At 42.2% G+C, this 14461-nt stretch carries 17 protein-coding genes; 14 read left to right on the forward strand and 3 right to left on the reverse strand.

Annotation, left to right across the window (positions count from 1 at the left end):
• The first annotated feature begins 119 nt into the window (after positions 1–119).
• The 14 genes from glyA to VMX18_02185 all read left to right on the forward strand — a co-directional run bounded on the left by glyA (position 120) and on the right by VMX18_02185 (position 12386).
• Complete coding sequence (gene glyA / locus VMX18_02120; GenBank protein HUT22187.1) at positions 120–1364, forward strand: serine hydroxymethyltransferase; 1245 nt, start codon at positions 120–122, stop codon at positions 1362–1364.
• On the forward strand, positions 1348–2196 hold the full coding sequence (locus VMX18_02125) for a bifunctional 5,10-methylenetetrahydrofolate dehydrogenase/5,10-methenyltetrahydrofolate cyclohydrolase (protein ID HUT22188.1): 849 nt from the start codon (positions 1348–1350) through the stop codon (positions 2194–2196). Before glyA ends, VMX18_02125 begins: the two co-directional genes overlap by 17 nt.
• 57 nt (positions 2197–2253) lie before the next feature.
• Positions 2254–3930: an LssY C-terminal domain-containing protein gene (locus tag VMX18_02130; protein ID HUT22189.1), complete on the forward strand. Its 1677-nt coding sequence runs from the start codon at positions 2254–2256 to the stop codon at positions 3928–3930.
• A 968-nt stretch (positions 3931–4898) separates the two neighbouring features.
• Complete coding sequence (gene dnaB, locus VMX18_02135) at positions 4899–6257, forward strand: replicative DNA helicase (GenBank protein ID HUT22190.1); 1359 nt, start codon at positions 4899–4901, stop codon at positions 6255–6257.
• A 148-nt stretch (positions 6258–6405) separates the two neighbouring features.
• Positions 6406–6681 carry a YbaB/EbfC family nucleoid-associated protein gene (locus VMX18_02140; protein HUT22191.1) on the forward strand — a complete coding sequence of 92 codons (276 nt, stop codon included), beginning with the start codon at positions 6406–6408 and terminating at the stop codon, positions 6679–6681.
• A gap of 121 nt (positions 6682–6802) precedes the next feature.
• A complete protein-coding gene (gene recR / locus VMX18_02145) occupies positions 6803–7408 on the forward strand; it encodes a recombination mediator RecR (protein ID HUT22192.1) in 606 nt (201 codons plus the stop codon).
• Between the two features lie 125 nt (positions 7409–7533).
• On the forward strand, positions 7534–8892 hold the full coding sequence (locus VMX18_02150; GenBank protein HUT22193.1) for a tyrosine/phenylalanine carboxypeptidase domain-containing protein: 1359 nt from the start codon (positions 7534–7536) through the stop codon (positions 8890–8892).
• Positions 8893–8937: 45 nt separating this feature from the next.
• On the forward strand, positions 8938–9351 hold the full coding sequence (locus VMX18_02155) for a hypothetical protein (protein ID HUT22194.1): 414 nt from the start codon (positions 8938–8940) through the stop codon (positions 9349–9351).
• A gap of 67 nt (positions 9352–9418) precedes the next feature.
• Positions 9419–10072 carry a hypothetical protein gene (locus VMX18_02160; GenBank protein HUT22195.1) on the forward strand — a complete coding sequence of 218 codons (654 nt, stop codon included), beginning with the start codon at positions 9419–9421 and terminating at the stop codon, positions 10070–10072.
• Between the two features lie 90 nt (positions 10073–10162).
• Positions 10163–11065, forward strand: a complete 903-nt coding sequence (locus tag VMX18_02165) for a hypothetical protein (GenBank protein ID HUT22196.1) — start codon at positions 10163–10165, stop codon at positions 11063–11065.
• 70 nt (positions 11066–11135) lie between these two features.
• Complete coding sequence (locus VMX18_02170) at positions 11136–11558, forward strand: hypothetical protein (GenBank protein HUT22197.1); 423 nt, start codon at positions 11136–11138, stop codon at positions 11556–11558.
• Entirely contained in the window at positions 11555–11797 is a 243-nt protein-coding gene (locus tag VMX18_02175) for a hypothetical protein (protein ID HUT22198.1), read from the forward strand. The genes VMX18_02170 and VMX18_02175 overlap by 4 nt, the downstream gene beginning before the upstream one ends.
• A 7-nt stretch (positions 11798–11804) precedes the next feature.
• Positions 11805–12035 (forward strand): DUF1653 domain-containing protein, encoded by a 231-nt coding sequence (locus VMX18_02180; GenBank protein ID HUT22199.1) that lies wholly within the window; start codon positions 11805–11807, stop codon positions 12033–12035.
• Positions 12036–12152: 117 nt separating this feature from the next.
• Positions 12153–12386: a hypothetical protein gene (locus VMX18_02185; GenBank protein ID HUT22200.1), complete on the forward strand. Its 234-nt coding sequence runs from the start codon at positions 12153–12155 to the stop codon at positions 12384–12386.
• A 51-nt stretch (positions 12387–12437) separates the two neighbouring features.
• Here the strand turns inward: VMX18_02185 and VMX18_02190 are convergent, their stop codons facing one another.
• The 3 genes from VMX18_02190 to VMX18_02200 form a co-directional block, all read right to left on the reverse strand.
• Positions 12438–12692: a hypothetical protein gene (locus tag VMX18_02190; protein HUT22201.1), complete on the reverse strand. Its 255-nt coding sequence runs from the start codon at positions 12690–12692 to the stop codon at positions 12438–12440.
• Positions 12693–12809: 117 nt separating this feature from the next.
• Positions 12810–13184, reverse strand: coding sequence for a 50S ribosomal protein L21 (gene rplU, locus VMX18_02195; GenBank protein ID HUT22202.1), 375 nt, complete (start codon positions 13182–13184; stop codon positions 12810–12812).
• A gap of 130 nt (positions 13185–13314) precedes the next feature.
• Positions 13315–14418 (reverse strand): MraY family glycosyltransferase, encoded by a 1104-nt coding sequence (locus VMX18_02200; protein ID HUT22203.1) that lies wholly within the window; start codon positions 14416–14418, stop codon positions 13315–13317.
• Positions 14419–14461 lie beyond the last annotated feature (43 nt).

Here is a 14461-nt window from a genome sequence, read left to right on the forward strand (position 1 = left end):
CGACCGATTGCTTGACGGGCGTTTTTTTGATAAACTGAAAACATGACCATTCACAGACAAAAACTCTTTCAGATCGTTTTATAATGGATTTTTATCATTAATCTATACTTTTTAATTATATGTTTGAAAACATAAAACAAACCGACCCCGACATTCATCGCTTAATTCTGGAAGAAATAGACAGACAAAATAACGGCCTCGAATTAATCGCCTCGGAAAACATTGTCTCCATGGCGGTGCTGGAAGCGCTGGGCTCGCCGCTGACCAATAAATATTCGGAAGGCTATCCGGCGAAAAGATATTACGCTGGCAATCAAGTCATTGATCAAATCGAACAGCTGGCCATTGATCGCGCGAAAAAATTGTTTTCCGCCGAGCACGCCAATGTCCAGCCGCTATCCGGCGCGCCCGCGAACATCGCCGCTTATTTCGCTCTACTTGAGCCGGGTGACACCGTTTTGGGCATGGAATTATCGCACGGCGGACACTTGACGCACGGCAGTCCGGTGACTTACATTTCCAAAATTTTCAAATTCGAAAGATACGGCATTGAAAAAGACGGCTCGATTGATTACGACAAATTGCGCACAGTGGCCAAAAAAATAAAACCGAAATTGATTTTGGCCGGGTATTCGGCATATCCTCGCGATTTGGATTATCAAAAATTCAAAAAAATAGCGGATGAGGTCGGCGCGTACACAATGGCTGACATCGCGCATCTGGCCGGCCTGATCGCCGCCGGACTTTTGAACAATCCCTGCCCGATATTTGACGTGGTGACCACGACAACGCACAAAACTTTGCGCGGACCGCGCGGCGGCATGATTTTATGCAAAGAAAAATTCGCCAAGCAAATCGATAAATCGGTCTTTCCGGGATTTCAAGGCGGACCGCACGAGCATCAAATCGCGGGCAAAGCCGTGGCGTTCAAAGAAGCGATGCAACCTGAATTTAAAACTTATTGCGAGCAGGTTTTAAAAAACGCCAAAGCCTTGGCGCAAGAATTATTGAATCAAGGATTTGACTTGGTGACCGGCGGCACGGACAATCACTTAATGCTGGTTGATCTGACCAATATGAACGTGTCCGGCAAGCAAGCTGACGTCGCGCTGGATGAAGTCGGCATCACTTTGAATAAAAACATGGTTCCCGATGATCCAAGATCGCCCATGGATCCTTCGGGCATCAGACTGGGCACGCCGGCCATGACCACTCGAGGCATGAAAGAAGATGAAATGAGAATAGTGGGACAAGCCATTGGCAAAATCATTAAAAATATCGACAATCAAGAAATTAAAGATGAGATTAAAAATATCGTGACGGAATTGACGTCCAAACACCCCATTTATGAAAGAATCAGCTAAAATAATCGACGGCAGGATAATCGCCGACAAAATCAAAAACGACATCAGCCGTCGAGTGACCAATATGGACAAAAAGCCGGGCTTGGCGGCTATTTTGGTTGGTGACGACAAGGCTTCCGAGCTTTACGTCAAATTAAAAAAAAAGGCCTGCGAATTCACTGGCATTGATTTTCATCGCTATAATTTCGAAGGAGATTATCGGCAGAAAGAAATAATCGAAACGATTGAATTTTTAAATGCGGATCCTTCCATTGACGCAATATTGGTGCAATTGCCGCTGCCGAAAAAATACAATGAAGACAAAATCATTTCCGCCATTGATCCGAAAAAAGACGTTGACGGTTTTCATCCGGAAAACATAAAAAAACTGCTGGAAGGAAAACCGTTTATAATTTCCCCGGCCGCTTTGGGCATTATGGAATTGATTAAGGCGGCGGGCAGACCGCTGGAAAATCAAAATATTTTGATAATTTGCAATTCAAAACTTTTTTCCGAACCGCTGAAATATCTGCTCGGCAAAAAAAATTCGGTCATGGCTGTGAGCCAAACGCATAAAGACCTGGCCGAATTGGGACAAAAATCGGATATTCTGATCGTGGCCATCGGCCAACCGGAACAAATCGGCAAGGAATTCGTCAAACCCGGAGCCATCGTTATTGACGTGGGCATTAATGAATCGGATGGCGAGACCGTGGGCGACGTGAACTTTTTCGATGTGTGCGAAAAAGCGGGCTTTATCACTCCCGTGCCCGGCGGCGTGGGGCCCATGACCGTGGCCATGCTTTTGGAGAATGTGTTGAAATTACACGAATTTTGTAATCATTCGCAATAAAGATAGCCCCAAAGTGACACCTTCTGGGCTTATTGGATGTTGCAATTTGTAACGTATATGAAAATAAAAACCATACTTAAAATCGTCCTCGCGCTGATTATCATTTATTTGATTTATAAAATCTGGTACGTCGTGGCAGTCTGGTCCGATCGCGTGGGCATTTTAACTTTCGGCCTGATCTTCTTTTTACTGCTCTTTTATTTGCTGAATCGATTCTTCGCCAAGGAAGGAAAAAAATCATATCATTTTTTCAAATCAATCTGGGGCTCGATAAAAAAAGCTTTGGCCGATAATCCGGAAATAAAAAAACTGGCCGCCAAGCATCCGGGGTTTTTTGATTTTTCAAAAAGAAGATTCAAAAAAGATAAATTTTCCGGCAGGCCACTGACTCTTTTGGCGATCGCCTTCGTCTATATTCTTTTTGTCTTGTTCGGAATTGTCCGAGGCATTTTGAGTTTCGGACCGATAGTCCAAACCGATGTTCGAATCGCGAATTTATTGTACGCTTTTCAAAGTTCGTTTTTTGTAAAAATTTTCACCTGGATTACCTTTTTGGGCAACTGGCAGATGGTTGTCTCGACCGCGCTTTTGTTTTCTGTCCTGCTTTATTTCTGGAGAAAAAAAATATACATTTTGGCTCTGGCGATTATCATGGGCGGAACGGAATTGTTCACTTACTTGGGAAAATTGCTGCTCGAGCGGCCCAGGCCGGTCGGCGTAAACGTTCAAATAGAATCTTTGTACGCATTCCCGAGCGGCCATTCGGCTGCCGCGTTCGCTTTGTGGGGATTTATCGCTTATTGTTTTTTGCGTAATATTAAAAGTCAAAAAATTCGAATCAACGCCATCTTCTCCATTTTGCTGCTTATTTTCGCCATCGGATTCAGCCGACTTTATCTGGGCGTGCATTTTTTAAGCGATGTTTTCGGAGGCTTTTTACTGGGTTTATTGTGGCTGATTATCGGCATTAGTATTTTGGAATTGAAAAATTTCGGCAAAGGCAAAGAAATATCTCAAATTCCGAAATTAAAAATTGCCGCCGTTGTTTTGCTGGCCATTGAAGTCATTCTCTATATTCCTTTGGCGCTAAATTACAAACCCATTCTTAAAACAACGAGCAATTACATTCAAACGATCTCGGATGAGCAAAACATTTTAAGCATTTTCACGGATTATCAACTCCCTCAATATTCGGAAACCCCCACGGGCGCGGAACAGGAACCCATAAGTTTTTTGATTATCGCCAAAGATGATGAATCTTTTATTGACGCGTTCAAAAAATCAGGCTGGTTTGAAGCGGATAAACTTAATTTCGGCTCGGCTTTGAATATGGCCAGATCAGCCGTTCTCAACAACGAATATGACAACGCGCCCATGACGCCCGTGTTTTGGCATGAGAAAATCAATGATTTCGGATTTGAAAAACCGACCGAAGAAAATACGGTCAGGATCAGGCATCACGCCAGATTTTGGAAGATGGATTTGACGACCGCGGACGGAAAGCGCATTTACGCGGGCACGGCCAGCTTGGACTCAGGATTAAAAACCATTGTCGCTCATAAGATCAGCCCGGAAATAGACAAAGAAAGAGAATACATTTTTTCTGATTTGCAAAAAACGGAAAACATTGCCGCTTATGACAAAAAACAGTTCGTGGAGTCATACGTGGGCAAAAACTTCGCCGGGGATCTCTTTTACACGGACGGACAAATATATATTATTTATCTCAAATAAAAAAGACCTTTTGCTCGAGGGCAAAAAGTCTCAACTGGGCGGACCGCGACAACGAATCCTCATCATCTCTCTCCTATTCGCCCGCGCTTGGCAACGTTGCCTGGGCGGGCTTTTGATGTTGATGTGGGCATTTCGTCAGATTCGGCGACGCGAGACCCACATGTCACGTCGCCGGGATCCAGAGCTTCAAGCTCCGGAAGACTCTCCTCGCCGCCTCTGCCTCCCTGCAGCTCCAGCCTTGATGTCTGTTGTGGCGTGTCGGGACATTCAACGTCGTCCCACGCCCTTCCGGCTGCTGCATCAGGAGATTGTAGATGGCGAGAATCGCCAGGACGCCGATGAACTGCATTTTCTTCCCTTCCCTCTTACTTGGGATGGGACAGGGTGTTTTCCTTTCCGGTGGGGCAGAAATGGCCCCGTTAGAGGAAAATCCGCAGTTGCCACCGCAACGGTCCACGGCCGGGCAGAGACGATCCGGAAAATCCGGCTGCCAGGGGTACTGAAGCCTCGTCAGGCTCAAACCCCAAGCGTTTTTCATTCTCTGGCCTGGTTCGAAGAACCGTCGCTACCACTGTGAATAGTAGTAGCATCCGCTCCTCCTTTCCAAACGTGAAAAAACATTATAACATTATACAAAAATACTGTCAACAGTCACGCTCTCACAAAAAAACGTCATAATTTCCAATAGAATATTCACTTTTTATCCCGACTTTATACACAGCTCATTTGGCTTAAAACCCTCTTTTTCCCCCACACTTTTTCAACTTGCGAAGCGTGGGTTTTTTAGATAAGATGGAATAGCTTGTATCCTGTATCATGCCTGCCCGCCGTAGCACGATAGAGCGAAGGCGGGGAGCACGTAACAATGTAACAATATTTCTCCATCCCCAGTTTCAAATTTCCGGTTTCCGGTTTCAAATATCAATTCCCCAATTTCTAGTTTCTATTTTCCAACCCTAATTTCCCCTATGGACAATCTAACTAAAATTCCACCTCAAAATCTGGAAGCCGAACAATTTCTTTTGGGTTCGCTTTTGATCGACAAAGACGCGTTTTTGAAAATCGCGGATATTATAGATCCCGAAGATTTTTATAAAACAGCTCATCGGATAATTTTCGAGCAAATGAGAAAATTATACAGTCAGCAAGAACCGATTGATTTTCTGACTTTGTCAAACGCGCTGGAAGAAAATAAAATGATTGATAAAATCGGCGGCAAAAGTTATTTGACCCAGCTTTCGAACATTGTGCCAACCTCAAGCCACGCCGCCAATTACGCTGAAATCATCAGAAAAAAAGCCACGCGGCGAAGACTTTTGGACGCGGCCGGAGAAATAGTGGAAATCGGCTATGATGAAGAAAGAGAAGTGGACAAATTATTGGATCAGGCCGAACAAAAACTTTTTTCCGTTTCGCAAAAACATCTTAAACGAGCTTTCGTGCCAATCAACAGCATTTTAAACGAAGCCTTCGATCGCATCGATGAAATTCACAAAGGCGACGGCAAATTGCGCGGCATTCCCACGGGTTTCGGGGATCTGGATAATCTGCTGGGCGGTTTGCAAAAGTCGGATTTGGTAATCTTGGCGGCCAGGCCATCGGTGGGAAAAACTTCGCTGGCGCTCGATATCGCCAGGCAAGCCGCGGTCAGATCAAAAACTCCGGTCGGCATATTCAGCCTGGAAATGTCAAAAGAGCAGCTGGTTGACCGCTTGCTTTGCGCCGAAGCCAATGTCGATTTATGGAAAATGAGAACGGGCAAATTGTCCGACCGCGAAGACAATGACGACTTTCCCAGAATCGGCCATGCCATGGGCTTATTGTCAGAAGCGCCGATTTACATCGACGACTCGGCCATGTGCAATGTTCTGGATATTCGAACCAAAGCGAGGCGTCTTCAAGCCGAACACGGTCTGGGTTTAATAGTGCTTGATTATTTGCAATTGATGGAAGCTCGAGCCAATGCCGAAAGCCGAGTGCAAGCCGTGGCCGAAATGACCAGGGCGCTCAAAGGCATTGCCAGGGAATTAAACATCCCAGTATTGGCCTTGTCGCAGTTGTCCCGCGCCGTGGAAATGAGCAAACCGGCCATTCCGAAATTGGCGCATCTTAGAGAATCGGGTTCAATCGAACAAGACGCGGACGTGGTCATGTTCATTTACAGAAAAACCGCGGACAGAAATTTTACTCCGGAGCAAATCTCTCCGGATGAAAAATATATGGCGGAAATCCACGTGGCCAAACACAGAAACGGCCCTACCGGACTGGTCAAGCTGTTTTTTCAAGAACAAACGGCCAGCTTCAAAAATCTGACGAGGAATATGTAATCATGTATCATGGAGCGGTGTTACAAATTACAATCCTCTGTTTAGCTTTCAGGTTATTTGTTACGAATTACAAGATTCTCAGGCATAAGGCTATAGGTGAATGTAATTTGTAACAAAAACGAATTTCAAATATTTAACGCATTTATGTATGAGTTTTTTCGATCAAATCAAACAAATGAAACAGCTCCAAGCCCAAATGGCGGAAGAATTCGCCGAAGGCTCGGCCGGGTTTGGAAAAGTAAAAATTAAAATCAACGGCGCGCAGGAAATTTTGGACGTGCAAATCGATGAAAGTCTTTTGGAAAACAAAGAAAAGCTTCAAAATCTCATCAAAGAAGCGACAAACGACGCCATTAAAAAAATCCAGCGGCAAATGGCTTTAAAAATGAGAGGCCAAATGGGCGGAGGATTTCCGGGGCTTTAAGCTTCCACCAGGCTTTACGTCGGACTTTAGTCCGAGCGCTTCAACCGGGCTTTAGCCCAGGGTCGTCGGACTTTAGTCCGAGCAAGCTAACCCTATCCAAAAAGCCCGGTAGAAATTTCATATGGTCATATACCCTTCCGAAATCGAAAACCTCATCGACAAATTCAACAAACTTCCCGGCATTGGCAGAAAAACATCGGAGAAGTTTGTTTTTTATTTGCTCAGGGAAAATCCCCTCTTTCTTAATGAATTTTCAGCCAGCATTTTAAATTTGAAAAAAAATCTCAACTTTTGCCAAAAATGCGGCAACTTCTCCGGCACAAAAACGATTTGCGAAATCTGCGCTGATGAACGCAGAGACAAATCGCTTCTTTGCATTATCGAAGACATTCAAGATCTGGCCGTGATCGAATCGACCGGAGAATACCACGGGCAATATCACGTGCTCGGAGGACAAATCAATCCGCTCGAAGGAATTACTCCCGAAAAATTGAATATTCAAAAATTAATCGACCGAGTCAAAGCCGAAAAATTTTCGGAGATAATTTTGGCCTTAAATCCGGACATTCAAGGCGAAGCCACTTCCCTATACTTGGTCAAACTCTTCAAACCGCTCAACGTCAAATTCACCAAACTCGCCCGCGGCCTGGCCATGGGCAGCGATTTGGAATACACGGATGAGACCACTTTGACCAACGCGCTCAAAGGCAGGCAGGAGGTAAAGTAATTGATCATGGAGCATAAATCATGAAACAAAAACGGATTAAATTTGCGATAGCGGTAACGAATCTCGAATAACAATCATCTCATTATAATCAACAATTTCATTAACTTTTATTTACTCAAAAAAATATGCAAAACTTTGAAAAACCAAAAGCGATAGACGAACAATGGTATGACACTTTTGAAAAACACGCGGCCTTTCAAGCTTATGAATACATGGATGGCGATAAAGAATACCGGGAAGAACAAAAAAAGAAATTTATAGCAGGCGAAATGGAAAATCCCGAATTGGATTATCCTAAAATCGATGTGAAAAAAATTGAAGAAACGGAACAAATTCTTCTAAAGCTTCGTAAAGACATTAAAACCCTGGAAGAAAATGAAATAGTCAGCCAGCTTTACAGGTGGCGGCTTAATGAAAAAATTGCCGAGCTTCGAATCCTAAAAGCGGCGGCCAATAAAGACATGCATCGCTTTCAAGGATATTCGGAGTTTGTCTATGGCGCGCCTTCACCTGATATATTCGCTTACACTGTGCAAAACGTTAGGAAAACCGCTGAAAAGGCCGTTGAATCGGATAATGCTGATGTTAAAAAAACCGCTCAGGAATTGCTGTCCGCTCTGCCAGACAAAATGCCTGAAGTTAAAATTCAAGAATTGCCCGATGAGCCTACCGTGCAACTGGCTAAAGAAATGACGGAAAAAGAGATGAGCGACTTGATCAACATTTCGTACAAAGACGGAAATTTTAACGCTGAAGATATCACGGCAATATTCACCCAAGCTTTGGCCGGCCTGCGCGCCGATGGCTGGCAGGTGGCGATTGACAAAAGCAGTAAAACGGCCATCAGCGTTGATCAAGAATTAAAAACAATAAAAATTCCAGAGTCGAGAAAAATGCTTTTTAATAAACTCAGGACGCTGATCGCCCACGAAATAGGCACTCATGTCGCCCGCCGAACGAACGGAGAGCGAAGCCGCTTGAAATTGCTGGGTCTGGGACTGGATCGGTATGAAAAAGGCGAGGAAGGCGTGGCCACAATGAGAGAGCAAGCTTTATCAGAAGAGCTGAATGATTTCGCCGGACTGGACGGCCATCTGGCCATCGGATTGGCATGCGGGCTTGACGACCAACCCAGGGATTTCAGAAAAGTGTATGAAATTTTGGAAAAATATTACCGGCTGAATAATTTGCTGCGAGGCAAAAAAATGGAAGAAGCCGTATCCGCTTCAACGACAATTGCTTGGAACCGCGCGATTCGCACGTTCAGAGGCACTGACTGCAAAACTCCGGGCGTCTGCTTCACCAAGGATATAATTTACCGCGAAGGCAACATTGAAACATGGAATGTCGTAAAAAATAAACCGGAAGAGATGTCGCGCTTTAGCATCGGCAAATATGATCCGGCCAATCCGCGGCACATTTGGATCCTAGATACGCTGGGAATAACCGATAAGGAATTAAATCAAGCGCAACAGACCTCCTAACCAACGCGCTCAAAGGGAGGCAGGAGGTGAAATAATTTTATAAATATGAACGAAAAACTAGAAACTTCCGGCGCTTTGGAAAAAATCAGCGCGGAAAAAATGAAAACTATAATTCAGGATGTGATCGACGACAATTTCTCGGTTTTCGACAATGAAACCATGGCCGATTACGATGCTGATTTTTCCGGCGAAGAGCCTTGTCTCATAAACATTTGGGCCAAACGAAAAGGCTATGGATTCGGCTATTTGGTTTTTCATGATTTTCTGCGCCGAGTCGGTCTTCAAAAAACATTTCTTTCGACGGATTTTACGGAAGAAGGTTCAAACCTTTTTCAAAAAGCGATGTCCGACGGCTTGATAGAAAAAGTTTCCGAGCCGAGCGGTCTGCAAAGATTGACAAGATGGAAGGTCATAAACGACCCGATTCAAAATCTGGGAAAAATAAGCGACCGAAAATGAGATTTTTCAACCAACGCGCTGAAAGGCAGGCAGGAGGTGAAGTGAATATTTTATTAATCTATAATTTATGAGTGCAGAAAATTGGGTACACGCTAGTTACATAGCAATATTTATTGGCGGTGTTATAGCCGCGTCTGGAGGTTTAGGGAGTTATTTTTTCAAAAATGCTTTGGAAAAAGAAGACTTAACAAAAAATAAGCCTGCGATTGAAATCAAAACTCAAAAGAATGATAACAAAATAAATTTTTATATAAAAAGCTCAAACGATAACGTAACTTCAATAGCGATTGATTACCCTATCTGGGGAATCGTTACTAATATAACGGATTTCAATTCAATAACTGATGCCCAAACAAAAAAAATGGACGTCATAGGATCGACTAATGGTTATTCTCAGAATAACATTGAGATGCTTCTTGAAAAGATAAAACCAAATACTTCACTCGAATTTGAAGTTTCATTTAATAAAAATGGCATGTCTCCAGAAGATTTGGATTTAACTATTGTCGATTATGACAAATATATGAGCAGATATAAACTCTCATATACTTGGGAGTACAAAGGGAAAAAATACAGCGAAATGGAATGGCATCTTACAGGGGATGATAATTTAACCATTAAACCTGCAATAGAGTATAGAGATATTTCTATTATAAAAGAAGAGGATTCAATCACTCAAACGAATGTATCACAAAGAAGGAGTTTCATAAAAGCAGACTAATCAAAAAACTTTAATAGCTACATGAAGCAACTTTAACTAATGCGTTTATAAGGAGGTAAGAGGTGAAATAAATAAGCAATAATGTTTATTATGGCAAAATATTTAATCGTTTTAGGCGCTGGAGCTAGCTATGGCTCTGACAAGCCAGCAAACACACCACCGCTTACCAATAAATTATTTGACGAATTGTGTAAATCTAATCCAGAAGGCTGGGGTAGTTTAGATGGGAAATACAAAAAATTATTCAGGCAGGATTTTGAACAAGCGATGGAACAAGTTGCAAAGGAACAACCACAGAACATGACAATTCTGCAAAGAGCAATGGCATACTATTTTTATAAATTTGAACCGTACTGTTCAAACCTATATTATCAATTAGCTAAAAAAATAAAAAAGACAACATGGGATGGGGCTTTTGTATCCTTCAATTATGAAAGACTTTTAGAACTTTCCTTGTCAAGAGTAGGGTTTCAACCATATATTGGAAATAAGCCAAAAAATTCAAACAACCTGATAGAATTATGCTTACCCCACGGGTACTGCGATATTTTCTGTACCGCTGTAAAGGCAGGATCAACAACAATTTTTTCTGGATGCAATGTTGATGGGCCAGTTAAAAAAACAAAAACGGAAGAAGAATTTGAAGGGGAAATTAAAAATAGTGTGCCACCTGTCATGAGTTATTTCGTGCCATCAAAAGTAACAATGAGTGGCACTTCTTTCATAAATCAACAAAGGAACAGATTTAAAGAACTTACCCAGACATCCTCTGTAATTGTCATTATTGGCATGCGGATTCGAAAACATGACGAGCATATTTGGGATCCTCTTTCGAGCACATCTGCCAAAATCATATATTGTGCAGGCACAAGCGCTGGCGAAGAATTTAAAGTATGGGCAGAAAAAAACAGAAAAGGCAAGGAAGATATAATGCTACAATTATACTTTAGAAATAACTTCAAACAAATATGTTTTCATTTAGGAATTATCTAATGTATAAATTTAGAATGTAACTCTCACAGTATGGCAACGCCATTAAGTAATCGTTAAATGATATAAAATTGTGAAAATAATTACTAAAATGGAAATACTAAATACACTATTACAAAAAATCAAAGAAATGGACGAAAACATTGAATCTTGCATTATAGACAATTCGATTTGTTTCTCTCGCGAATTACACGATAAACACACAAATCATCCCCTAAACATGACTAGTGCTATTTGCATTGTAGAGAAACATGATGTTAACTTATATTTATTTATCTCTGAGCAAAAAAACACGAATGGTAGCAATCAAAAATTTAGCATCCACTTAAAAGATGGGGATAACACACTTTTAAAATATTACGACAAAGACACTAAATTCGGAATACACATTCATGAATGCCCCAACGGGAAAAAGGAAAGGGCGCACAAGCCTTTTAATGGAGGAATAAATGAAATCGCACAGGATATAATTAAAATAATAAATAATATTTTATGAAGATCTTAAAAATTATTGGAGTATTCATGATCGGTATTATAATTGGATATTTTATTTTTCACAAAGAAGACTCTAACGCAAACCTTGAGTACGGCCAAACAGGCGCTCCTAAAAATTGCAAAGCAATTATTTATGAAAATTATTTTGCATATAAAATTTCTGAAAAAATTACAGCAGAAGACGCTCTCACTTCCATTTATAGGAATTGTGGTGAAAATGGCCCAGCTTGGGAAAATTAAAAAAACTATGTCCAAATCTTGCACATCTTATAACTTCCCCTTAGGCAAATACAAACATTTCAAAGGCAATATCTACGAAGTCATCGGCTCGGCCAAACACAGCGAAACATTGGAAGATTTGGTGATTTATCGCTCGGTTGAGAATCCCGACGAGCTTTGGGTTCGGCCGAAAAAAATGTTTTTTGAAGAAGTGGAAGTAAACGGAGAGAAGATTCCCAGATTCGAATTTATGGAATAAACGGCTCAGGCGAGGCCGTTTTTTGTTTTCCCCAATATAATTCGAGTTGACTTGAAAAAATGTTATAATATTTACAAAGATTATTAATTCCAACATTTGGAAATTATTATAAAAAATATGACACCTTACATTTTAATTTCAATCATTGTATTGGCAGTTATAGCGGCGCTGGTCTTTTTCCTCAAGGGCAAAAAATCAGGCGCCAAGCTCACGCCCTTAGCCGGAATTAGTTTCGCTTTCATTTTGGCGGGCATGGTTTTCGGCGAGAGCAGGATTGTTGGGTATAGCTTAATGGGCGCGGGCGTGGCTTTGGCGATCGTGGACATGATACTTAAATTGAAAAATAAATAATTTTAAAACCCCGAACAGCTGTTTAGCTGACGGGGCTTGATGGAACATCCGTTACTCGCTAAGCTTGTCCGCGCGCCGGTAGATTTTGATCGTGTCGGTTTGATCATCCGGTTTTCGCACGAATTCCTTTCGCACGATGGCGCGCAGCAAATCGAGAACGCAAACAAGTCCCGCGACCGGCATCTCCCATTCTCCGACCAGATGGTCTCCTTGCTCGCTGTCTCTCCAGAGGCTGACTTTTTCAAGACCCACGTAATAGCGGATCTTGGTCACCAGACGCAGTTTATACAGTTCAAGGTCAATCATCTCGATCCTCCTCCGTTTCCCGTTTTTGGGAATTTTTTAATGTTAACATCGGCCGCGCCTATTGTCAATCCGCAACAAAAAACAAGCCCGATCAGGCTTGCTTTTTATTTATTGAAATTATTTCTTCACAGTTTTTGTAGCCGTTTTTTTCGGCTCAACCTTCTTTACTCCAGCTTTCACTCCGCCAACGCTTAAAATTTTAATTTGCGTAAAAGGCTGCCGATGTCCGTATTTTCTTCGATATCTGGTTTTGCTTTTGTACTTGATAACATCAATTTTTTTGGCTCTGCCCTGCTCTATAATTTCCGTTTCGACTTTCTTTGAAGTGAGCGGCAGGCCCAAATCAAAATCCTTAGCTGAAGCATCAGAGACGAGCATGGCGTCAAACGAAACCTTATCGCCGGCCTGGCCTTCAATTTTTTCTATTTTCAACATTTTGTTAGGAGTAACAACGTATTGCTTGCCTCCGGTTTTTATCACTGCAATGATCATATTTTGGAAATTCGTTATATCGAAATTCGAGAATCGTTATCGAAAATCGAAATTAGAAATCGGATTATGAATACAAGAGAAATTATAGCTAATCCAATGATTTTCGTCAAGTTTTGATAACCGCGAGGCATCACTCTTTTTCCCTTAATTCTTTGGCTTTTTTATAAGCGAAAGCCATAATCAACATAAATGTCAAGAGCGCGGCCATGCCCAAAATTAAAAAAGCCAAGCCTTTGGTCTGCAAATACAGCGCCGCTCCGGCCAAAATCGCGCTGATTAACCACAAAAACACGCTGGCTCTCTTGACGCCGAAACCGGCGTCAAGCAAACGATGATGAAGATGTTTTTTGTCGGAAAAACTGAATGATTTTTTTTCCATTTTGCGCCTAATGAGCGTCCAAGCCACGTCGAGTATGGGCAGGCTGAGCAACATCAAGGTCACCGTCACTTTACTGCCTGAAATAATGGACAGCGTGCCCAACACAAAACCCGTGTACGTGCTGCCGCCTTCGCCGAGAAAAATGGACGCGGGGTGAAAATTGAAAATCAAAAAGCCCAAGCATACGCCCGCAAAAATGATCGCCAGTAAAGCCACATCCGGCTGAACATCTTTATTCATCAAGGACACCGCGAAAATAAACAGCGCGCCGATTGTCGTAATGCCGCCGACCAAGCCATCCAAACCGTCCAAAATTTTCGTGGTGTACATCATGCCCATCAGCCAAATGAAAGTGAACAAATCAGCCAAAAAAGTAACGCGGTAAGGAATGCCGTGAAACCACAATAAATCGATTTGATATTTGGCCAAATGCCAAATGCCGTCGCCGAACGGATTGGAAATCCAATCAATGCCGATGCCGGACATGCCTACCGATATTACGGCCAGGATCGGCCAAATGATTTGATATTTGGGTTTTAAATTATATTTGTCATCCAAAATCCCGCCCAACATTAAAAATGCGCCGCCGAACAGCAAGCCCCAGATGTATTTTATTAAAATGTTGCTGCCGACAAGTTCCTTGGTGAAATAAACATAAATTAAAATCACCGCGTTAAACGCCAAGAACAAAGCCAGTCCGCCCATTTTAGGAACCGGTTTATGGTGAATTTTTCTGAGGCTATTCGGATAATCCAGAATTTTTAATTTTTTCGCCAGGAAGCGAACCGTTATGGTCAAAACAACGCCGGACATAAACGCGATCGCTGCCGCGGCGATATAATCGGCGGCATTCATATTTTGCCTTTATTTTAATAAAAAAAACGCGAAATTGCAATCT

The organism is Candidatus Bipolaricaulota bacterium (genome assembly GCA_035528115.1).
Classification (GTDB): Bacteria; Patescibacteriota; Patescibacteriia; order UBA11705; family DATKZF01; genus DATKZF01.

Bases quoted from the DNA above. Each gene is read 5' to 3' on its own strand.
- recR (HUT22192.1), top strand. From the start codon at position 6,803: ATGGTCATATACCCTTCCGAAATCGAAAACCTCATCGACAAATTCAAC.
- VMX18_02155 (HUT22194.1), top strand. From the start codon at position 8,938: ATGAACGAAAAACTAGAAACTTCCGGCGCTTTGGAAAAAATCAGCGCG.
- VMX18_02160 (HUT22195.1), top strand. From the start codon at position 9,419: ATGAGTGCAGAAAATTGGGTACACGCTAGTTACATAGCAATATTTATT.
- dnaB (HUT22190.1), top strand. From the start codon at position 4,899: ATGGACAATCTAACTAAAATTCCACCTCAAAATCTGGAAGCCGAACAA.
- VMX18_02140 (HUT22191.1), top strand. From the start codon at position 6,406: ATGAGTTTTTTCGATCAAATCAAACAAATGAAACAGCTCCAAGCCCAA.
- glyA (HUT22187.1), top strand. From the start codon at position 120: ATGTTTGAAAACATAAAACAAACCGACCCCGACATTCATCGCTTAATT.
- VMX18_02130 (HUT22189.1), top strand. From the start codon at position 2,254: ATGAAAATAAAAACCATACTTAAAATCGTCCTCGCGCTGATTATCATT.
- VMX18_02150 (HUT22193.1), top strand. From the start codon at position 7,534: ATGCAAAACTTTGAAAAACCAAAAGCGATAGACGAACAATGGTATGAC.
- VMX18_02175 (HUT22198.1), top strand. From the start codon at position 11,555: ATGAAGATCTTAAAAATTATTGGAGTATTCATGATCGGTATTATAATT.
- VMX18_02165 (HUT22196.1), top strand. From the start codon at position 10,163: ATGGCAAAATATTTAATCGTTTTAGGCGCTGGAGCTAGCTATGGCTCT.
- VMX18_02200 (HUT22203.1), bottom strand. From the start codon at position 14,418: ATGAATGCCGCCGATTATATCGCCGCGGCAGCGATCGCGTTTATGTCC.
- VMX18_02190 (HUT22201.1), bottom strand. From the start codon at position 12,692: ATGATTGACCTTGAACTGTATAAACTGCGTCTGGTGACCAAGATCCGC.
- rplU (HUT22202.1), bottom strand. From the start codon at position 13,184: ATGATCATTGCAGTGATAAAAACCGGAGGCAAGCAATACGTTGTTACT.
- VMX18_02185 (HUT22200.1), top strand. From the start codon at position 12,153: ATGACACCTTACATTTTAATTTCAATCATTGTATTGGCAGTTATAGCG.
- VMX18_02180 (HUT22199.1), top strand. From the start codon at position 11,805: ATGTCCAAATCTTGCACATCTTATAACTTCCCCTTAGGCAAATACAAA.
- VMX18_02125 (HUT22188.1), top strand. From the start codon at position 1,348: ATGAAAGAATCAGCTAAAATAATCGACGGCAGGATAATCGCCGACAAA.